The sequence below is a fragment of the bacterium genome (assembly GCA_020854115.1).
Taxonomy (GTDB): Bacteria; Patescibacteriota; Saccharimonadia; order CAILAD01.
Map to the genome: position 1 here is coordinate 1 of JADZGC010000013.1, position 21,199 is coordinate 21,199.

The 21,199-nt window shown below is 47.3% G+C and carries 23 protein-coding genes and 1 tRNA gene; 15 read left to right on the forward strand and 9 right to left on the reverse strand.

Annotated elements, in window-relative coordinates:
* The first annotated feature begins 234 nt into the window (after positions 1-234).
* The 9 genes from IT415_02550 (at position 235) to IT415_02590 (ending at position 8,017) form a co-directional block, all read left to right on the forward strand.
* A complete protein-coding gene (locus tag IT415_02550; GenBank protein ID MCC7543565.1) occupies positions 235-537 on the forward strand; it encodes an MGMT family protein in 303 nt (100 codons plus the stop codon).
* Positions 538-549: 12 nt separating this feature from the next.
* Positions 550-639 (forward strand) — tRNA-Ser (locus IT415_02555).
* A gap of 150 nt (positions 640-789) precedes the next feature.
* On the forward strand, positions 790-1,011 hold the full coding sequence (locus tag IT415_02560) for a helix-turn-helix transcriptional regulator (protein ID MCC7543566.1): 222 nt from the start codon (positions 790-792) through the stop codon (positions 1,009-1,011).
* 4 nt (positions 1,012-1,015) lie between these two features.
* Complete coding sequence (locus IT415_02565) at positions 1,016-1,618, forward strand: GIY-YIG nuclease family protein (protein MCC7543567.1); 603 nt, start codon at positions 1,016-1,018, stop codon at positions 1,616-1,618.
* An 8-nt stretch (positions 1,619-1,626) separates the two neighbouring features.
* Positions 1,627-3,660 (forward strand): N-6 DNA methylase, encoded by a 2,034-nt coding sequence (locus IT415_02570; protein ID MCC7543568.1) that lies wholly within the window; start codon positions 1,627-1,629, stop codon positions 3,658-3,660.
* A 33-nt stretch (positions 3,661-3,693) separates the two neighbouring features.
* Positions 3,694-4,836: a restriction endonuclease subunit S gene (locus IT415_02575; GenBank protein ID MCC7543569.1), complete on the forward strand. Its 1,143-nt coding sequence runs from the start codon at positions 3,694-3,696 to the stop codon at positions 4,834-4,836.
* Positions 4,837-4,871: 35 nt separating this feature from the next.
* On the forward strand, positions 4,872-5,063 hold the full coding sequence (locus tag IT415_02580) for a hypothetical protein (protein MCC7543570.1): 192 nt from the start codon (positions 4,872-4,874) through the stop codon (positions 5,061-5,063).
* A 325-nt stretch (positions 5,064-5,388) separates the two neighbouring features.
* A complete protein-coding gene (locus IT415_02585) occupies positions 5,389-7,278 on the forward strand; it encodes a hypothetical protein (protein ID MCC7543571.1) in 1,890 nt (629 codons plus the stop codon).
* A gap of 85 nt (positions 7,279-7,363) precedes the next feature.
* Positions 7,364-8,017 carry a phosphoribosylglycinamide formyltransferase gene (locus tag IT415_02590; GenBank protein MCC7543572.1) on the forward strand — a complete coding sequence of 218 codons (654 nt, stop codon included), beginning with the start codon at positions 7,364-7,366 and terminating at the stop codon, positions 8,015-8,017.
* A gap of 43 nt (positions 8,018-8,060) precedes the next feature.
* Here IT415_02590 and IT415_02595 read toward each other — a convergent pair whose 3' ends face one another.
* From IT415_02595 to IT415_02605, 3 genes are all read right to left on the reverse strand, one after another.
* Positions 8,061-8,678 (reverse strand): ATP-binding protein, encoded by a 618-nt coding sequence (locus IT415_02595; GenBank protein MCC7543573.1) that lies wholly within the window; start codon positions 8,676-8,678, stop codon positions 8,061-8,063.
* Positions 8,675-9,202 (reverse strand): adenylate cyclase, encoded by a 528-nt coding sequence (locus IT415_02600; protein ID MCC7543574.1) that lies wholly within the window; start codon positions 9,200-9,202, stop codon positions 8,675-8,677. The genes IT415_02595 and IT415_02600 overlap by 4 nt, the downstream gene beginning before the upstream one ends.
* Positions 9,203-9,388: 186 nt before the next feature.
* Positions 9,389-9,955 carry a hypothetical protein gene (locus tag IT415_02605; GenBank protein MCC7543575.1) on the reverse strand — a complete coding sequence of 189 codons (567 nt, stop codon included), beginning with the start codon at positions 9,953-9,955 and terminating at the stop codon, positions 9,389-9,391.
* A gap of 168 nt (positions 9,956-10,123) precedes the next feature.
* Between IT415_02605 and IT415_02610 the strand changes: the two genes are divergently transcribed.
* A complete protein-coding gene (locus tag IT415_02610) occupies positions 10,124-10,900 on the forward strand; it encodes a hypothetical protein (GenBank protein ID MCC7543576.1) in 777 nt (258 codons plus the stop codon).
* Here the strand turns inward: IT415_02610 and IT415_02615 are convergent.
* Positions 10,884-11,543 carry a ComF family protein gene (locus IT415_02615; GenBank protein ID MCC7543577.1) on the reverse strand — a complete coding sequence of 220 codons (660 nt, stop codon included), beginning with the start codon at positions 11,541-11,543 and terminating at the stop codon, positions 10,884-10,886. The two genes, IT415_02610 and IT415_02615, sit on opposite strands and share 17 nt — an antisense overlap.
* A 74-nt stretch (positions 11,544-11,617) precedes the next feature.
* Between IT415_02615 and IT415_02620 the strand changes: the two genes are divergently transcribed.
* On the forward strand, positions 11,618-12,064 hold the full coding sequence (locus tag IT415_02620; GenBank protein MCC7543578.1) for an Hsp20/alpha crystallin family protein: 447 nt from the start codon (positions 11,618-11,620) through the stop codon (positions 12,062-12,064).
* Positions 12,065-12,133: 69 nt separating this feature from the next.
* On the opposite strand, the gene IT415_02625 is transcribed toward IT415_02620, so the two are convergent.
* The 5 genes from IT415_02625 to IT415_02645 form a co-directional block, all read right to left on the reverse strand.
* Complete coding sequence (locus tag IT415_02625; GenBank protein ID MCC7543579.1) at positions 12,134-12,514, reverse strand: hypothetical protein; 381 nt, start codon at positions 12,512-12,514, stop codon at positions 12,134-12,136.
* A gap of 16 nt (positions 12,515-12,530) precedes the next feature.
* Entirely contained in the window at positions 12,531-12,905 is a 375-nt protein-coding gene (locus IT415_02630; GenBank protein MCC7543580.1) for a hypothetical protein, read from the reverse strand.
* Between the two features lie 77 nt (positions 12,906-12,982).
* The gene (locus IT415_02635; protein MCC7543581.1) at positions 12,983-13,357 is read right to left on the reverse strand and encodes a hypothetical protein; all 375 of its coding nucleotides are present in this window, start codon (positions 13,355-13,357) and stop codon (positions 12,983-12,985) included.
* A gap of 112 nt (positions 13,358-13,469) precedes the next feature.
* Complete coding sequence (locus IT415_02640; GenBank protein ID MCC7543582.1) at positions 13,470-13,991, reverse strand: hypothetical protein; 522 nt, start codon at positions 13,989-13,991, stop codon at positions 13,470-13,472.
* 5 nt (positions 13,992-13,996) lie between these two features.
* Positions 13,997-14,839, reverse strand: a complete 843-nt coding sequence (locus tag IT415_02645; protein ID MCC7543583.1) for a hypothetical protein — start codon at positions 14,837-14,839, stop codon at positions 13,997-13,999.
* Between the two features lie 39 nt (positions 14,840-14,878).
* Between IT415_02645 and IT415_02650 the strand changes: the two genes are divergently transcribed.
* The 4 genes from IT415_02650 to IT415_02665 all read left to right on the forward strand — a co-directional run bounded on the left by IT415_02650 (position 14,879) and on the right by IT415_02665 (position 21,199).
* Positions 14,879-17,275 carry a hypothetical protein gene (locus IT415_02650; GenBank protein ID MCC7543584.1) on the forward strand — a complete coding sequence of 799 codons (2,397 nt, stop codon included), beginning with the start codon at positions 14,879-14,881 and terminating at the stop codon, positions 17,273-17,275.
* 17 nt (positions 17,276-17,292) lie between these two features.
* Positions 17,293-18,120, forward strand: coding sequence for a PrgI family protein (locus IT415_02655; protein ID MCC7543585.1), 828 nt, complete (start codon positions 17,293-17,295; stop codon positions 18,118-18,120).
* A 203-nt stretch (positions 18,121-18,323) separates the two neighbouring features.
* Positions 18,324-19,178 (forward strand): hypothetical protein, encoded by an 855-nt coding sequence (locus tag IT415_02660; GenBank protein ID MCC7543586.1) that lies wholly within the window; start codon positions 18,324-18,326, stop codon positions 19,176-19,178.
* Complete coding sequence (locus tag IT415_02665) at positions 19,178-21,199, forward strand: ATP-binding protein (GenBank protein ID MCC7543587.1); 2,022 nt, start codon at positions 19,178-19,180, stop codon at positions 21,197-21,199. The genes IT415_02660 and IT415_02665 overlap by 1 nt, the downstream gene beginning before the upstream one ends.

A 21,199-nucleotide genomic window follows, 5' to 3' on the forward strand; every position in this document is an offset into this window, starting at 1 on the left:
CCGCCATTTAGGAAATATCCGAACGGAACTCTCTGGGCGAGGCGGGTGAATTATCTGAGGCCGTACTCAAGCACTTTAATCGACAACGCAAAACAAAATCACTCGAGGACGATCCCATCCCAAAAGAACTAGCAGGCGTCATTATCGTCGCGCTACTGATCACACGACAATTTGATCTAGACTTTACTAATATTATACGAGATAAGGTTGAGTATCTTGAGCAAAGAAAAGCTGATGACTGATAGGCACATACCGGAAGGCACACCATTCCAACGCTTAGTCTGGTCTGAGATCGCGAAGATACCGAAGGGGAGTGTCATCACTTATAAGCAGCTAGCGGAGAGGGTAGGGAAGCCGCGAGCCTATCGAGCAGTTGCTGCAGCTTGTGGCGCCAATCCAACGCCCGGTCCTATTCCCTGCCATCGCGTGATCGCTTCTGATGGGAGTATTGGGGGATATAGTGGCCCTGGAGGCATAGTCGCAAAACGCCAACTTCTCGAGGCAGAGGGAGTGCATATCCCTCAAAATAGGGTATAATTACTGAGTTCTGGAGAGGTGACCGAGTGGTTGAAGGTACCAGTCTTGAAAACTGGCGTACGGGAAACCGTACCGTGGGTTCGAATCCCACCCTCTCCGCCAGTTGGGAAATATCCGAACGGAACTGGCTGGACTCGAACTTTATGAGGGCCAAAAGCGGGCTTCCCTCATTTTTAATTTGATTGATTTCAATATATTTGTTATCATAGTATTGATGATTGCTAAATGCCAATATCTTTATACTATCATTATATGGAAGAAAAGAAAATGAATCAAGTCAAAACAATAGGCCAAAAAATCAAAGCATGGAGAAAAAAGAGAGACATTACTCAAGACGCTTTAGCTAAAAAGGCGGACATTCCCTATACGACTTTGGCTAAAATTGAGAGTGATGTCATTCAAAATCCCTCTTTACAAACGATAACAAAAATCGCCGACGGCCTCGGCATTTCTTTAGATGATTTAGTGAAATAAAACTATGAAAGGAATTATTTACATCATGACAACAGCGGTCTCAGGTCTAATAAAGATAGGCCAAACCGGTACTAATAATTATCAGGAGCGCATGCGCTTCCTTGAGGCCAACGGCTACTACAATGTTTCCGGTTTAAAGAGATTTTTCGCGATTGAACTTGAGGATTACAACGATAAAGAGAATCTTTTAAAGGAAATTTTTAATAAACATCGTGTTGGAGATAGTGAATTATTCGCCCTTGATTATGATTTAGTGCGACAACTTTTACTGTCGTTTGATGGCAAAGTGATTTATCCAAAAGATGTAAACAAAGAAAAAGAATTTGACGAGGTTTCTAGGGCAAGAGAACAAGGATCAAGGTTTAGTTTTTATAAAAAAGGGATTAAGAACGGCGAAGAAATTGTTTTTATAGCTGATAAAGAAATCACTGCAAAAGTAGTTGGCGAGCGCGAAGTGGAATATGGTGAACAAGTTTGGAAACTCGCGCCTTTGACATACAAAATATATGAGCAAAAAGGAGAGCTGAATAATAGTGGCGCGTACCAAGGTGCCGCTTATTGGCAATATAATGGTAAGCGATTAAGAGATTTGCCGGATATTAACTAAATAAAACTATGAAAAACATTTTAAACATCATTAAAGACTCAAATTACAGCCTCTCTTTGTTCGATCAAAAGCTAGTTGATGAGCTGGAAAACAAAATCACTCTCAAAGACGGCAAACCATATGTTGTTTGTGCTATTCGCGATAAAGAAATTGTTTTGAAGCCAGAAGAAGTCGTCCGTCAGCTTTACGCAATGAAACTGCTTGAAGATTACGGCTACCCTAAACAAAGAGTCAAATTTGAACACGCAATACATTTTGGCCGTGAGGTAAAATCCGCCGATATTGTTATTTTTGACAAAGACCGCCCGACTGTTGAATACATCATCGTTGAAATCAAAAAGCCAAAACTCCAAGACGGGAAAAACCAGCTTCGTTCCTACACCAACGCCACCGGCGCGCCGATTGCGGTTTGGACTAACGGCGGTCAAATCTCACACTACAACCGCAAGGACCCAAATTATTTTGAAGACATTACCGACATTCCAAAAGCCGATCAGACGCTTGAAGATATTTTGAAAGAAAGATTTACCCTCAAAGACTTAATCATCAAGGATAAAATCCCAAATGAGGGCAAATCGCTCAAAACCATTATTCAGGAAATGGAAGATGAAGTTTTAGCGAACGCCGGAGTAGATGTTTTTGAGGAAGTTTTTAAACTAATTTTTACCAAACTTTACGACGAATTACAGAGCAAGAAAGACAAAATGCGTCTGGAAATTTATCTTGAAGACAAATTAAGCAAAGAAGATCGAGGAGATTACGACAAAGTAAAAGAAATTTTAGCAAAAGTTGATGATTCCAGTTTCAGAGTTTTGGAATTTAGAAACACCGGACAATCAGAAAGCGAACTCAAAAAGAAAATTCAAAAACTTTTTGACGAAGCCAAAGCCAAATGGCCAGGTGTTTTTGATGAAGCCAGCCAGATTCAGCTTTCACCCTCTCATCTTTCCGTCAGTGTTTCCAGTTTGCAGGATATAAAACTTTTCAATTCCAATTTGCAGATTATAGATGAGGCCTTTGAATACTTGGTTAATAAGTCGTCAAAAGGCGAAAAAGGCCAATATTTCACTCCTCGCCATGTAATTGATATGTGCGTCAAAATGCTCAATCCCAAAGCGGGCGAATACATGGTAGATACAGCCGCCGGTTCTTGCGGATTTACCGTTCACACTATTTTTCAAATCACCGGACACTTATTTCAAAACACAGACATTTCCGAAGAAGAAAAAGAAAATGTGCTTAAAGTATTTGGCATTGATTTTGACGAAAAAGTCGTGCGCGTGGCTCGCACCCTAAACTTGATCGCCGGGGATGGCAACACGAATGTTTTACACCTCAACAATCTTGATTATGAACGCTGGAACGAATCAATCCAAAACCGCGACTGGTTGGAAGTATACGGAGCGGGTCTAAAACGCCTTGAAGCTCTACAAAAAGATAAAAGCTCGTACAAAGAATTCAATTTTGATATTCTCATGGCAAATCCGCCATTTGCCGGAGACATCAAAGAATCCCGCATAATCCACAAATATGATCTCGGTTACAACGACAAAAACAAACCTAAATCAAAAGTCGGACGCGATATTTTGTTTATTGAAAGAAACCTAAACTTTTTGAAGCCGGGTGGAAGAATGGCGATTGTTTTACCGCAAGGCCGTTTTAATAACACTTCAGACAAAGCAATCCGCGAGTATATCTCCGAAAAGGCTAGAATCTTGGCAGTTGTCGGACTTCATGTAAACACTTTCAAACCGCACACGGGAACAAAAACCAGTGTGCTTTTTGTGCAAAAATGGGATGACAAACTCTGCCCCAAGCAAGAGGATTACCCGATTTTCTTTGCCGTGTCGGAAAAATCCGGCAAGGATAATTCCGGCGAGTATGTATTCGTCAAAAATGGCAACAATCAGCCGAAACTGGATAAAAACGGCCACTTGATAATTAACCACGACCTGCACAATCACGACGGCGAATTAGAGGACGGCGTGGCGGAAAAGTTTATTGAGTGGGCGAAATCAGACCATTTATCTTTTTGGAAATAAACTATGCAATATTCAGTGGTAAATTATCGGGATTTGGAAAAAGGATCATTAAGGTTTGATTCAGAATATTATCATCCTCAAAATTTACTTTTATCACAAACATTGAAATCAAAAGGCCATAATCAAATTGACGATTTTGCTTTTGTGACGGACGGTATTCATGCATCTATAGATTTTGATGAAAACAGTAAAATCAATCTTTTGTCTGCGAAGGCTCCCAAAGAAAATTATTTTGATTTATCAGGCACGGGCTTTATTTCTAAAGTCCAAGATGAAAAAAATAAAAGGACGAGATTAAAAGAAAATGATATTGTGGTTTCAACTGTTGGAACTATCGGGAATTGTGCTGTAGTAGATAAAAGCATTCTACCGGCAAATTCCGATCGTCATGTAGGTATTATCAGAATTGAAAAAAGCTATCAGCCGTATTTTATTTCATCTTTTCTACTTTCAAAGTACGGAAGATTCCAAACGCTCCGAGAATCAACAGGAAATGTCCAGCTAAATCTTTTTATTTATAAGATAAAGGAAATTACTGTACCGAATTTGTCGCAAAATTTTCAAAAATTAATTCAAGATGTTTGTTTTGAGGCTCACATTTTAAAGACATATTCAGTAAAGCTCTACTCCCAAGCCGAGCAATTATTGCTTTCTGAGCTGGGACTTTTGGACTGGCAGCCAGAACATCAGCTTGCTTTTGTAAAAAATTATTCAGACACACAACAAGCCGATCGTTTTGACGCGGAGTACTTTCAGCCGAAATACGAAGAAATTGTTGAAGCGGTGAAAAAATATAGGAACGGGTTTGATGAGCTGGGAAATTTGGTGAAAATCAAAGACAGAAATTTTACGCCAAAAGACAATGAACAATACAAATATATTGAACTTGCCAATATTTCATCAAACGGCGAAATCAACGGCTACACGGAAAATTTTGGAAATGAATTGCCGTCAAGGGCACGCCGTAAAGTGCAAAAAGATGATCTGATTGTTTCGTCTATTGAAGGATCGCTTGAAAGTATTGCTTTAATAACGGAAGACTGGAAAAACGCCTTATGCTCTACCGGATTTTTTGCAGTCAATTCAGATAAAATAAACTCCGAAACCTTACTTGTTTTGTTGAAAACGAAAGTTGGCCAACTGCAACTAAAAAAGGTTGTAAAGGAACAATTTTAACCGCTATTGGCAAAGATGAATTATCAAAAATCGTTTTGCCGAAAATAGATTCAAAAACGCAGGACGAGATCAAGCAGAAAATCGCCAAAATGTATGAAACTAAGAAATTATCCAAATCTCTACTTGAAATCGCCAAACGAGGCGTGGAAATGGCAATAGAAAAAGACGAACAAGAAGCGGAAAAATGGATTGAGACTAAATTGACGGAATTAGGAATTGAAATTTAAAAAAGAATTTGCCGCCAAAGAGCAAAATCAGTTATGATTTTGCTAGCGGGCTTCGCCCGCTAAAAAACTTGAAATCGTCCAATCCGAAAGGGTCGCTTCTCCGCCAGAGGCGGACAGGTGCGGCGGGCGGAAAGGGGGTTCGGGTGGAATTCCGCCCGCCCTACAAATTTTGGGCGAAATCAGTTCGAATTTTTTCGAAAGCACACCGCCAGAATCAATACAGCCTAGCGGCTTTTTTATTTGCCTGCCAACCACCGCATCCGGTACGCTTAAGGGATCTATGAATCTCGTGTCGTATCTTATCGGTGGCCTATGGGTTGTGCTTATGAGCCTAGCTACTTGGAGTCTTACTCGAAAGCTCCAAGTCCGACTTACACGCTTAGAAAAAATTGCGACCACAATCGTTCTCAGCGTTGCTTTCTCGAGCTGGTTGAGCTTCATGCTGTGGTACGTGCTTGGTAAGCAGATCGGCACGGGCCTCCTCGCTCTCATTGCACTACTTATTTCATTCCGTGACCACACATGGTATCAACAGTTCTTTCGATCACTCAAGGTACAGCAAGTCCGGCAATACGCCCAGTATCATCGCGCAAAGATACTCATTGCAGCTACCTGTACGATCGCAATCGCTGTCCTTGCCTACAATTACGCTTTCCCGATCAAAGATGGCGCGTGGTACAGTAGCGGTCCGAGTTGGGGCGACACCGTCTTGCACACCTCGCTGGCTAGTTATTTTGTCGAGAATGGTGTGCGTGAGCTTGTCCTTCCTGTCTACCCTCAAGCATCACTCTCCTATCCGTTCCTGATCGATCTGCATCTTGCACAACTTTTTTACATCACAGGTAGCTGGCAAGTTGCGCTCTTCTGGCCGACCTTCATCCTACTGCTCAGCTTGCTCATCGGCAGCTACCGTATAGGGATGCGAATCACTCACGCACGAGCCGGAGGGATCATGTGGTCAATTCTCCTGTTCTTCAATGGTTCCGCAGGGGGGCTGATGCTCCTTATAAACCACCTTACGACCGAACTCCCTAATCAACTCATAGACTATACCAATGCCGGTATCGCGAACCCGAGCACGCAGCTATTCTTCAACAACATCACTACCTCCGAGCTCTTACCGCAGCGCACCCACTTGATAGGTATCAATGTAGTATTCATTGTTCTCTTGCTGCTCTTGAGTGCCTACAAGCGCCCAGATACAAAGCTGCAGATAGCAACGGAGCGATCAGTCCTGTATAGTATCGCGGTAATTGTCGGTCTCCTCCCGCTCCTCCACGTACATTCATTTTTTGTTGTCGGACTCAGCCTGATCATCGTCATGCTTGTCCGATGGTGGCAGTCTAAGCATATTCCTCTCTTCTGGATTCGTGCTGCAGTCCTTAGCCTTGCTATCGCAGCCCCACAGCTCTACTGGCAGTTCAGCTCCAGCTTCTCATCCTCATTCTCGCGCTGGCATGTCGGCTGGATGGCAGAGCAGGGGACAAATATACTGTGGTTTTGGTTTCTCAACCTCGGTATTTTGCTGCCGGCGATAGCATACGGCATCTGGCTAGCTACAAAACGTGTGCGCAATAACGGCTGGGCACTACTCCTCGCAAGTGTCGGTGGAACACTCTTCATCGCATGCAATGTGTACGTTTTCCAGCCCTACATTTGGGATAATATGAAATTCATCACCTACGGGTATCTATTCTTGCTCCTACCACTCTGCTGCACACTCGTAGTATTGTGGCAGCGTGGCCGAGTAGCTAGGGTTATTATCTCTCTTGTGGGGGTAATGGTTATTATTCCCGGGGTCCTGTCCATTGCACGTCAATATATCGTGTGGGACCGACTCTTTTCGACTGACGACATTACGGTAGCCAACTATGTGCGCGAGAATACCGAGCCAGATGATCTCTTTCTCACCCCAAGCCGCCACAACATGCCCGTCACCGCGATAGCCGGACGCAAAACCTTACTCGGCTACGAAGGTTGGCTCTGGACATACAACATCGACTATAGTCATACCAAAGAGGTAACTCAAAAGATCTGGCGCGGTGATCCTGCTGCACAAAACCTGCTCAAGGATTATGGCGTCGACTACATCGCAATCTCGGAAGATCAAGCACTCGAAGCGAACATATCGATCGATTCACTCAATAAAGCCTATGATCAAGTATACTCTTCAAACGGATGGTATATATTTCGCACATATAATCTCACTCAATGATGCTGGTTGTGCTTGAAAAATACTGACTTTTCCTCATAATAAGCACGTTCGTAGAACGCATATTCATCTAGCGCAAAGGATCTCCATGACCAATAAATCCAACGACCTCAAACTCGCTGTCTTCGTGTCGGGCACAGGCTCGCTCCTCGAGCACATGCTCAAAAACGGGCTCGATGTATCGCTGGTCGTGGCTGAACAGGAATGCCGAGGGCTCAAGGTCGCCGAAGCAGTCGGGGTCGAGACACTTCTCTGGCGTCGTGAGGACTTCGGCTGGACAGAAGATTCACGTTGGCAAGATAAGCCAATGCGTGGCGAGTACTCGCAGATGCGTCGCGATTTCTCCAAGGCACTCGCACGGCATCTCAACAGCCAAGGCATCAATTTGATCGCCATGGCTGGCTTCGAGACAGTCCTGAGCGACGAGTTCTTCGACACCTTCAAGGGGCTGATCCTTAATAGCCACCCAGCACTCCTGCCTTCCTTCAAGGGTGGGCATGCGGTGCGAGATGCGCTCGAGTTTGGCGCCAAGGTCACCGGCACCACGATTCACGTGGCGACTGCCAAGGTCGACGATGGCACTGTCATTGGCCAATGGGCGGTCGAGATCAAGCCGGACGACGACGAAGCCTCACTGCACGAACGCATCAAGCAGATCGAGCGCGTCAGATACTACGAGATCCTGGATCGCATGCTACGCGGAGGTATCCAAGTCTACTTGCCCGACTACGAAGGAAAGTAGACGCCACAAAATGAGCCCCACGATATTTCGTGGGGCTTTTTGCTTACAAGAGACCGTCGATGTATCGCATGACCTCAGCGACCTTCGCCTCGAAGTCATCAGTAGCAGCGATGCGCACCTGATGCGGATGCTCTGCGTAAGCTTGCCAGATCCGCTCATCGACCGCGATCGCTTCATCTACCGTCTCGTAGCGAGCCTCGTTCGTTTCCGAACCAAACTGCTCAGGGTAAAGCTTTGCGAGCGTGTCGAGATGAATCACCAAATCGTACATACCCATCAGCTCGTCAAAGTTAGCGCCAAACATCCTTGCTAGCTCCCGACCGGTGATGCCGAGGTAGCCCGCGTTATCAAAGACCCCACGATCATGACCGATCAGTACCTGACCACCAGTCTGCGCTCGGACCCGAGCCAGTCGCTCAAGTCCCTGCTGGGTATGGAAGATGCTGTGTTGAAGCGTGTCCATCCAAGCACCTGTCTGTAGATCGACGAGATCACGCTTTGGCCAGAGATGCGTCAGAAGTACTGTCGCCACCTCGGGCACCACGATAATCCTGTCGCCATACACTTGCTCGATGCGCTTGAGGATCGTCGACTTGCCGCTCTGCGGGCCACCCTTTAGGACAAAAGTCTTGGTTTTAGTTTTTACCTGGGTTATGCTCATGCCTTTTCCTCCTTGTTTGGGATGCCAAATAGCGCCAGATTCTTATTCTTGTAGCGCTTGTCGTCCGTCACCTCGATAGCAGAGCCAAAGCCAGGATAGAGCCGTGAGTCACGAATGTGGACCAGCGTCTCCGCCAGTTCCTCCTCGGTCTTACCGGCACGGATACAATATTCTGCCTCGACTATCACCAGGCCTTCGAGTGCACCTTCGTACACATCGAGCTCCCATTTACGCATGTCGCCCGGCACTGTGTATCGAGTCTTCGTAATGACATGATCGGTCGCCGCAAGGAGCTGCGCGAAGACCCATGCAGGTATCTCAACTTCCCACTCACTGCGCGCGATCGTGCCGTCGGATTTGACAGTCATCCATGAAGTCGTACCGTCGCTCCGAATTCGCAGTTCGCCCGGATCAGTGAGAATATACGCCTGTGTGAGTCGTTGTGCTGGAAACGCACTCAGCCACTCCTTGGTCGGCGGTTCAAGTAAGCGCCATTTACGCTCGACTTCGATTTGATCCGTCATTGTCGTCTCCTTTTTTCTCAAGGTTCTGTTTTTAGCATAGGACTCAGATAAGTCCAGATATACCAATTTGTTTTGAGTTATTGAGTTGGCTGACTTTCGCCGGGGTGACCGGCTCATCAGGCGGGACTATCCCGCGAGTCAGGTGGGGAGGGGGCGCTGTGTGCGCCCCCTCCGCGGGCAGGAGGCCTAGAGGTCGAGTATCTTGCGGCAGTCCTTGCAGATCCGCTTGAAGTCTCGTCCGTAGCCCTTCATGCCAGCCTTAGGCTTCAGCTCCCCGCAGAGTTGGCAGGTTGCTTTTCGACCGCAGGGCTTTTGGGGGGTCAGGCTGACCTTGGGGCTCGCTTGGCGGTTAAGTTGCGGTGCGATTCGTACCTGCCCTTCAGCTTCTTCTTGCTGTCCCCAGACCTCCTTTGTCTCTGCTGTCCTCAGCCAGTTGCGCGGCATCTCGCTGTGGTGCTGCTTGGCGGCTCGCACCCAGTCAGCCATCTCCCTGCGGAGGGTTGCCGGGTCGAGCGTGAGGCTCTCGGGCTTCGTGTCTTCGAGCGCCTGGTAGCGCTTCTCGGTCAGGTTACCCCAGAAGTGGTGAATGTAGGTGAGGAGGTCGAGCGCGGCCGGCTGGCCGTCGCGAGTTCCGTGAGCCCGCAGTAGGCTGTACCCGTAGGTGTAGGCGCCGTAAGCGCGGTCGCTCTTGTAGTCTCGGCCCTTGATTCGCTCGAGGTGGTCCAGGCTGAGGGCTTCTGTGGTGGTGGTCATCCGTTTCTCCCTTGTCCAGGTGCGCCGCGGGGGTGTTCCCGAGGTCTGAAGCATTATGTCATACTTTGTTTATTTTGTAAATATATATACAACAGTATATTCATTTATATCTGTTGTTTATTTGTATTTTTTGTCGTAATTTGTCCGACAATATGCTATAATTGAAGCATGAATGAAGACACACTCATCCAGCTCGGACTTAACCAAGCCCAGGCTAAAATCTACCTACTCCTCATCCAAAACGGCCTGATGACGCCACCGAAGATCGCAGAGCTCGCACAAGAAAGCCGCACAAATGCCTACACTGTCCTCGATAAGCTCGAAGAGCTTGGACTCGTCAAGCGCACCCGGTCAGGTAAAAAACTTGCCTATGAGCCGGAGAATCCGGTCGCGCTCGAGCGCCTCATGGAAAAACGACGCAAAGAAGTCCACCAAGCTGAGCAGCGAGTCAAAGAGTCTATGCCCGCGCTGCTAAACTATTTCTACACCTATCAGAATCGACCTGGAGTGCGCTACTTCGAAGGTAAAGATGGCATCATGGAGCTCTATCTCGATCAGCTGCGAACCAAGCAAGATATTTATTTCATCAGATCAGATGGTGACATAAACTTACTCGGCCCCAAGATCTACGACATCATTAATAAGCGTCACGAGCTCGGCCTAAAAGTGCACGGCATAGAAGCCGCAGAAGCAGATGTTATCAAATATGCTCGTGAAAATGACCAAAGATTAGGACGTGAGATGGCTTGGTATCCACCCAACACCTATGACGAACCTGTAAATATCTATACCTACGGCAATAAGGTGGCCATCATCTCCTATGCCGAGGAGACAATTGGTGTGCTTATCGAGTCGCCCCAGATAGCCGCTGCGTTTAAACAGCTCCACGCGATAGTCAAGGTTGGAGCCGAGACACTCCTAGAGTCAGCTACTTCTTCGCAATAGCCACACAGTAAATAGGTCCCGAACCAGCCGACTTGAGAGTCTTGGCACACTCGGTCACCGTCGCACCGGTCGTAATCACATCGTCGATCAATAAAATGCGCTTGCCAGCCAATACCTCACCATTCTTGGCTACAAAATTATCTTTCACCTGTCGCCACCGAGCCTGTTTCCCAGCTCCAACCTGAGGTATGTGTCGTGTACGTTCCAAGAGCTCGACATACGGCTTACGCGTCAGGCGTGACAATTCGCGAGCGATGAGCTGTGGTGCTACATAGCCTCGCTGTCGCTTGCGCTGCGACGTGTCCGGCACGAAGCTAATCACGTCATAAAACGACAGGGGAGTATCCTTGATCACCGCCGCTATCGAGCGAGCAATATCTTCGCGCCCTTCATATTTCAATCCATACACAACCGTCTCCGCTGTCGTATCAAAGCGCCAGAGCATCGTACAGCGGCGGATTGGCGTACGCCACTGACAGCGCGCGCAGACCCGCTCGTCCTTAGTAGTGGCATTGCACAAGTAGCAGGTACTCGTGCGTTCAATAAGGCTATGTAACTGACAATCAGTACACACGCCAGCCCCCTCATCGTTGCACAAAATACAACGGTCTGGAGCGATTAATCTGGAAAATAGCTTCAACATCTTGATTATTCTCTAAAAACCTGGCTATAATACGTGCTAAGATCGGTGATAGTAAAGGATAAGGAGTTTTGCATATGGCACGACGGAACAACCCAGACGAAGAAATCCTGCAAGACGAATTTCTCGATGATACCACCAACACGCCAGATGAGTGGATGGGGGATCAAGATCTTGAGGAGTTTGAAGGTCAGCTTGCAGTTGACGTCTATCAGACAAAAGATTCAGTAGTAGTGAAGGCACCGATTGCCGGTGTCCGGCCAGAAGACATTGATATCGCAATCAGTGAAGATGTGATGACCATTCGCGGTGATCGCAAGGAAGAAACAGTAGTTGAGAAGGAGCATTATTATGTCCAAGAATGTTTCTGGGGCAGTTTCTCACGCTCGATCATCTTGCCTACTTCTACGATTGCCGAGAAGGCACAAGCTACTCTGAAGGACGGCGTACTTACAGTCGTCGTACCAAAGGTAGTCCAAGAAGACAAGATCAAGAAGATCAAAGTGAAGCCAGTCGGCAGCTAACACGCCGAATAAACCATATCAAAAAAGCCGCGACAAGCGGCTTTTTTGATATGGGGCTGGAGATTAGGACTATAAGAACTGATCAAGTACGAAGTTGACAATAGCGTAGGCGAGGAGTGACACAACCAAGCCGATAGCTGCATACAAGATCGTGTCCTTAGCGGCAGCGGTATTCTTCGGATCACCGCCAGACAGTACGTAGCGCAGGCCGCCGACGATGATGACGATCACTGAGGCTACACCTACGATGAAGAGTAGCGTATTGACAGTAGCTTGCACGCCACTCTGCACAGTCAAGCCGCTACCCGTATTACCACACTCTGCGCCGCCATATATATCGATTGGACCACAGGCAGCCATTGCAGAACGAACAAGTGTAGTAGGCAATGCAGCAAGAGTAATGCCAATCGCAGTAGCTTTTGACAGGAAGTTTGTAGCAAATTGATACATGATAATCTCCTTATTTTTATCTAAACTGACCAAGTACGAAGTTCACGATCGCATAAGCCAGTAACGAGACTACAAGTCCAATGGCAGCATACATGATCGTGTCCTTAGCGGCAGCGGTATTCTTCGGATCGCCACCAGATAGTACGTAGCGCAGGCCGCCGACGATGATGACGATCACTGCCGAGATACCTGTAATGTAGAGCAAGATATTAATTGCTCGCTGAACCGCTGTTTGGGTAGATACTGACTGGGGACCGCAAGCGATACCACCAAGCGTACCTTGATCTATGCCGCCACAGGCAGCATGTCCATGCCCAATAACTAAGCTTGAACCAATTATGATAGTCAACAGTACAAAGCCGACCGCATACAGAGATCTAAGTTTCTTCATACCGATATTGTACCCTATAGGCACTATATATAACAAAAATGCCCCATGGAGGGGCATTTATTGATGGTAGATATCCCTTAAGAGAACTGACCAAGTACGAAGTTTACAATTGCGTAGGCGAGCAGTGCTACGACAATTCCGATCACCGCATAGAGGATGGTGTCCTTAGCAGCCGTAACATTCTGCTGGTTGCCAGCCGAGAAGACATAACGAAAACCACCAATGATGAGCATGATGACGGCCACAACGCCTATGGCGAAGAGCATGGTGTTGGTGACGACCTGGATCTGACTGACGAGATCATCTTGCTGTTCCGCGGTCTTTGCGCTATTCGCACCCTCCGAGATCCCACCGACCGCCGCATGAGCTGTGCCGGTAAGTGTAGTTACTACAACTGCGTTACCAGCGAGTGAGAGAGCACCTTTTTTCAATAAATCTTGAGCATTCGCCATGATTGTTTAGTATCTCCTAAATAATTGCTTTTACTTATGGGCACTAATACTGCGCCGTTGCACATATTCTACGTCAGCTTCTTGGTATAAGCAAGTTATGCTTACGAAATAATTATCGTAGCTGACTATTTATAAATACGAGTCCACCACTCCCAACCAACGCAACCACGATACCTATCGCAGCATATAAGATTGCGTCTTTTGCGATCTTCGTCTTCCCAGGATCGCCAGCAGAGTATACATAAAGCATACCGGCAATGATCATAATGATCACAGCGGTAATACCAATAACATACATGAATACCTGGATTGAGTCTGTTATCAACGGTACAATGTCATACTTATCAGTCACGCGGGGGAATATAAACTCAACCAACGAACGGGCAAGGATTGCCACAGCAAAGCCTACAGCAGTGTAGATAATTGACTGGAGCGCTTGCTTGGTCTTATCGGGTCTACCTACCGAGATTACATACTGGAAGCCGCTATACACCATCATAAATGAACCAATAACACCAACGAGGTATGTAAGGAAGCGAAATATATTGTTTAACAGCTCTGGTAACGTGCCTGGCCCTTGTTGTAGTGTGCCCGGCACTCCTATAGCCGCTATGAGTAATTGCATCGCCCTCATAAATCTTATGCTCCTTTAATGATTACACCCAATAGACTAAAGATAAGGGTACCACTTCCGACTATGAGGAGTGTGAGTACCGCGTAGGCGATAAGCTTTCGAGCTTGGGCAATTGCATTTGGATTACCTTGTGACGTCATGAAGCGTATGCCCGCTACAATAATGGTAATAATCGACAGGGCACCGCCAACGAACTGTAGATGCTGCACCAAAGCAATCATGAGAGCTGGGATCGTGTCTTTATTAAACACGGTAACGTCCACGCCTAAGATTTTATTGTCGCCGGTAACTCCGGTGATTGTCAAAATAATTCGTGCCGTCCAGAACGCCGCTATACTAGTAACTGCGCTGACTATACGCCTCTTGGATGACTTAATAGCTTCGGGTGATGCGCCAGAAACGCCCATACCTACAACGCTTAGCATAATAATTACCGCAAAGAATACAGTAGACAAGTTGACGAGCCAATCTGCCCCCCTCTCAATGATAACCTCAATAATGTTTCGACCTGGATCAGCACCCTGACAGAGAAACTTAACGAAACTCCCGCCGTCTTGACTAATTATCCTATAGTTCGGATTGGTCGCCTCTCCACAAGTCGCACGCAGTGCTACAGGTGAAGGAGCTGGGGTGGCACCAGGCCAAGTACTCTGATTATTACAGTCTATTCCTGGCGCTACCGGACCAGCTCCGCCACCAGGGCACCCAGCGGGGGTATTTACTGCATGCGCTACGTGTTGATTTCCAGGAAATAAAACTAGCCCAAACACCAACAGAAAGCTTGCAACAATTAATAGCTTACGTATTGTCTGAATAATTCCTGGAATACCGGGAGAGCGCTTTTGCATATCATCATTATAGCTAAGTTTGCTATAATTTGGAGGATAATGAAGAGCATAAGCAATATTAACTCACCGTTCTCGAAAGCACTCATTGCTATATGGCTCATCGTGGTTGGATTTTTCGTATTTGTGCCCAATATTGCTAGAGCTGCCGACATTACTTCTTCGATTAGTGATGTTTCAAATAGATCAGATAATTCTTGCGAATGGATTGCCGACTCAAAGATAAGTTGTGAAGGCTATGACTTCTACTTCGTCGTGACATATACGGTGCAAGCTGATAAAGCGGTTTTCAGAAATATGGACGAAAACGGCAATCCTGGGAATGTCTACCTTACTGTAGCGAGGACTGGAACAGCTGCTAAGGGCATACTGACAACCAGCAATACTGGAGCAGAAACTCCAGATGATGTTTCGGTGGAACTTACAGCGAATGGGAAGATGTACGAACGCCGCATGTACGCACCCACCAATGACTTAAAGGATATTGACTGGTCAGATAGTTGGGGTGGAGCCAATTATGACAAAGCCACCGGTAAATATACTGAAAATGGAGACGCTTGGTTTCTGTGTGGACTCCTGTCTCGCGAAGGACATACATGTATAAGACAGACTACCGGGAATACTATGACTATCGATTCGGTACAGGGAGATAAGATAGAAGAAATCTATCGCTCTATAAAAGACGGCATTGATTCAGCGGCAAATTGTAGTAGTAACTCACTCAGTTTTATCTTGTGCCCAATGCTTGATGGAATGAGAGAAGCTCTGGAGTTTCTTACTGGCAGTGGTAATGCGGGTGACAAAGGCTTTCTCGGTGACCTCTTGAATGTAAATCCATTAACCAACGGCCCGACAACACTAGACCGAAACGGTGACACAATCGACAACTATACGTACAAAGTTTGGGCTAGCATACGAGATGTATCCTTAGGTCTTATCATTATATTTTTTGTAATTATTGTCTTTGGAAATGGTATAGGAATGGATGCCTATACCGTCAAGCGTAGTTTACCTAGACTGGCTTTTGGTGCGCTCTTCACATTTGCTTCGTTCTTCATCCTGCAAACCCTTATCGATATTAGCAATGTGTTTGGCAATGCTGTCCCGGACCTTATTCTTCGAGCCAGTGGGATTGGCGCAGGAGCCTTCGCGTTTAACTTCAATCTTGGTGCAGGTGGCGGATTAGCAGCTATTGTACTCTTACTTATTCTCTATTTTCTCGCATTCATTGCGGTACTAATCGGGATTGCTGGACTTATCGCGCGACAGCTTATCATATATGCGCTTATATTAACGGCTCCTCTCGCATGCGTAATGTGGATCTTGCCAAATACCGAGAAGTTATTTAAGAAATGGTGGTCAAACCTGATCAAAGTCCTGATGATGTACCCGATTGTGACTGGCATGCTGGCCATATCGGTTCTTTTCCAAAAGATTGTAGGTAATGACGACGGCGCCCCGTTTGCAGTTAGGCTTGTCGGCATGGCTGCTCCACTTATTGCGCTCATGGCAATCCCGAAGACATTTAAGATGGGTGGCGAGCTATTCGCGGCTGGCGCTGGATTCCTTGCAGGAAGAGCAAGTGCAGGAATTGATTTTGCTAAAGGAGGAGTTAAGAAGGGTGCGAAAAGTGCGGCTAGTAGCCTGCCAAAAAGAATGGTATCAAGTGACAGGGGGCAAAAAATCGCAATGGGTCTTGGAGCTACACCCATTATTAGATCGTTCGGTGGCAAAACAGCTGCAAGAAAAGCGGCGCAATTAAAGTCTGGCCGGCTAAATGAGGCAGAGTCACTTGTGAAGGACATGTCGTCAGATCAGCTAATGTCAATCGCAAATAGAGGTAACTTCCAGGAGCGCACGGCCGCTATAGGTCAATTAGCAAAGATGGGTGACAGAAAAGCCCTAGCTAAATTAAGTCAATCAGGCGGTGCTACAGGCATGGCATATAATGCGGCCAGTGGGCGTTATGCTGGAGATTTTGGAAAAAATGTAGATCTGCGACGAATCGGTGGTTCATACACAGACATGTCAAGTTTGTCAGACGACGCACTATCTCAGCTCTCAGCGGATGCGTTTGGCTCGAATGTTATGTCAGGTCGAATAACTACGGGACAAATGACACGACTCGCAAACAATACTAGGGCCCAAAACAATATGTCATCTGAGTCATTAGCAATGCTAAGAGCATACCAAGCCGGTACATCCGAACCACAGTCTCAAGGAAATGTTGAAGCTGTCATGCAATACCTTTCAAAAGAGAGTACTGCACCAGACTATAAAGACATTACTGTTGGCGATAAAACGGTTAATCGTGCCGCCCCACAAATTGGCACTGGTACCACGGCATACCGTGCAGGAGTAAGAGTCAGGAGAACTGGTGAAGCAGTAAGGAATGCGCCCTCTAAGGCGGCCGACAAGGTACGTGATTTCCTTAACTAAAATTAATACCATAATATATGGCACAATATAAAGTCCCTCAAAACGTAGAGTCCGAAGACAAGCTACTTGGTCCTTTGACCATGAAGCAGTTTATCTATGCAGTCATTGGACTGGCATGGGGTGGGCTGTGGTATATGATTCTCCGCGCTGGTGGAGCCGCTGGGCTTGTGCTTGCGATCTTCGTCATCCTACCGGTATCCGGCTTCATGTTCCTCCTAGCTTTCGGGCGCCGCGAAGAACAAAGCTTCGAGAACTACCTCATCGCCCTCATCCGCTTCACTGTCGTCCCGCGCAAGCGTGTCTGGATGAAGGACACATCTGTGGAGCACGCCATCGTCGACGCGCCACCACCCCCGAAGGTACAGGAACTCACCGCCGCCGACTACGCGCAGGTCCAAAGCCGTCTGCGTCAGCTCGCGATGGTAGTGGACACACGTGGACACTTGAAGAACGAGGAAGTACAGGCACTCGATCCTACCAACCAAGCTGCTACATTCTCACAACGTGTCTTCACACCACCAAGTCTGCAGCAAGAAATAGCACCAAGCCAGCTACAAAAAGGGGATGACATCATCTCGCAAACAGAATCAGGTCAGAAGATTCAAGATGTCGGCCGAATGCTACAAAATGTTGAGCACGACGTACGCGACCAAGCTAGACAAGCCATGACTCAAGCAATCCAAGACCCATCTGCGGTACAAACACCGGCACAACCCTCCCAGCCACAACTGAGTGATGATATACTTAAAAAGGTTATGGATACTACTGACCTATCAGTAGCCCAGGTTGCTCAGGCAGCCAACCGTGGCCAACTCCAGGCCGGACAGCCCGTCAGTTTCCGCTAAGACAGCAGCCGCCCTCCAAAAGACAAATCTTCAGAACAAAAACGTACACATAGAACCAAGATAGAAACAACCACACTGTATCGGGCTGTTTCTTTTTGTTATGATGATATATTCGTCACTTATAGTACCGAGCATATGAGGTGCTCGTAAGTCCGATAGGTAGTCAAACGACCTAAAAGTAGAAAGAGGGTAGAGAATCAAAGATGGCTGACTCCGTCCAGCAAGCGCCCATTTCAGCACAAGAAGCTGAATACCAGAAATCAATTACGCCACCAAAACAGGTGCAGGATCAGCGTATGAGTACGCAGAACCACCTGATGTTTACTGAGATCAAAGACGGTATCGTTGTGATGCGTGACGGTTCGCTGCGCATGATCGTACTCGCTAGCGCGCTCAACTTCGACCTCAAGAGCCCGCAGGAACAAGACGCGATTGAGTTTGCCTACCAAGGCTTCTTAAATGGACTTCACTTCCCAATTCAGATCGTGATTCGAAGCCGTAAGCTCGAGCTTGATGGCTATCTCGACAAGCTCGAAGTCCTGCAGGCCAATGAAAATAATCCTCTCATCTCTGGTCTGATGGAGGACTATATTTACAATATTCAGGGCCTACTCGAGCAGGTCAATATCATGAATAAGGAATTCTACATCGTCGTGCCATACTTCATCGAGGCCGGGAAGAAGGTGAAAGACAACGCTGGTGTGAAGTTTGCCTCTCTCTTCCAAAGCAACACTGATCAAGTCCAGACCACTGAGATCTTCGAACAACGTAAGCGTGACCTTATCCAGCGCACCAACCTCGTCGCACAAGGTCTCGGTCAGATGGGAATTCGTGCAGCAGTCTTAAGCACGCAAGAAGTTATCGAGCTCTTCTACACCAGCTACAACCAAGAAGAAGCTATGACACAAAATCTCACCGATATCGATCAGATGACCACCCCAATCGTCGAACGCGGCAACCCAATGCCTCAACCTTCAGTGGCTCAAACGCAACCTGGACAAACTCCCGGGCAACCACCCATGCCACCCCAAAACCCACTCATGGGAGGAGGGCAGTAGTGGCGAAGAAGCAACAGATAGACCCGCAGGCGCTTGAGCAGCAAGAGGCGGATCGCGTATATCGTGAGGGCGTCCTTAGTCTCCGCGACATTATTGCACCAAGCTCATTTACGATCGAAAACAACTACCTCATCATTGGCACGCGCTATGTACGAACGCTCTTCGTATACGGCTATCCACGCACGCTCTTTACTGGATGGCTTAGTCCTATTATTAATCTCGATGAAGTCATCGATATATCAATCAATATTATGCCGGTCGAGAGCCGCGTGATCCTCGAAAACCTCAAGAAAAAAGTAGGGCAGCTTGAAGCAAGCTACCAGATCAATGCCGAGAAGGGGAAGGTCCGTGATCCTGGACTTGAAGCCGCGCTGTCTGACGCTGAAGAGCTACGCGATCAGCTGCAAGTGGGGGAGGAGCGATTCTTCCGTTTTGGGCTGTATTTCACTATCTACGGTAAAGACCTCGAGGAACTTGATCTCGTACAACGCAAGATCGAATCCATCCTTGGTACCAGCCTCATCTACACCAAGCCCGCCAGTGTACAGATGGAGCAAGGCTTCAACTCTACGCTTCCGATCGGCACTGATCAGCTTGGCATCTATCGCAACATGAATACCGGCTCACTCTCGACCAGCTTCCCATTCACAACCGCTGAGCTGTCGCGCAATGAAGGAATTCTCTACGGGTTGAACCGTCACAATAACGGGCTCGTACTCTTCGATCGGTTTAGCCTTGAGAATGCAAACATGGTTGTCTTCGCGAAGTCTGGAGCGGGGAAGTCCTTTACGGTGAAGCTCGAGTGCCTGCGATCCCTCATGATGGGTACTGAAATAATTATCGTCGACCCAGAAAACGAGTATAAGACCCTCTGTGATGCTGTCGGTGGTAGCTTCGTCAAGCTATCACTCACTAGTAATACCCATATCAACCCCTTTGATCTCCCGAAGATCGTCGATCCCGAAGAAGCCGACAATGCTCTGCGTGCCAATATCATCATGCTCGAAGCTCTCATTCGTGTGATGTTTAACGGACAGCTCAGTGACGCCGAGATGGGGGATCTCGATACCGCTATCATTCAAACGTATGCCAACAAGGGCATAACCAACGACCCGCTCACGCACAACGTCGAGCCGCCAGTTATGAATGATCTCTACAATACACTCGTGCAGATGGGGAATTATGGCTCAGGTACAGGGCCACAGATCGCTGCTCGCTTACGTCGCTTCACCGAAGGTTCTTTCTCGGGTATTTTCTCCCAGCAATCAAACGTTAATCTTGATAACCGTATGGTGGTCTTCAATATCCGTGACCTCGAAGATGAGCTCAGGCCAGTCGGCATGTTCATCGCCCTCAACTACATCTGGAATCGTATCAAGACCGATCGCAAGAAACGCATCCTCGCCGTAGACGAGGCCTGGCAGCTCATGCAATATCCTGACTCAGCGCAATTCCTCTTCTCGATCGCTAAACGCTGCCGTAAGTACTACACCGGCCTGACAACAATCACGCAGGATGTAGAAGACTTCTTGCAAAACCGACTAGGCCGCGCGGTGGTAAACAACAGCTCGCTCCAACTTCTGCTCAAACAAAACCCTGCAGCTGTCGACATCATTTCGCAGACTTTCAAACTCACAAGTGAGGAGTCGGCTCGCTTAAGCCAATTCCCAGTAGGTGAGGGGTTGTTCTTCGCAGGCTTAAATCATGTCATTATTCGAATTCTCGCAAGCCCCATGGAAGAGCAGCTCATCACCACTAATCCGCACGATATCCTCGAGAAACGCATGAAAGAGCAGAATGATGGGGTGGCAGCCGAGGGAGCGCAGGTCATTAATAACTACGGCGAGCAGAGCAACCAAGGAGGTGGTCAGACACCCGCAACACCACAGATTGACCCAAATCCACCTCAAGAGCAAGTATCAGTCCCAGCTGAGGCCCCAGATCTAGTTCCCGCACAAGCTACCGAGATGCAGCCAGACCAAGAATACGCAGCCCCATTATTTGGAGAGGATGAGGAATAG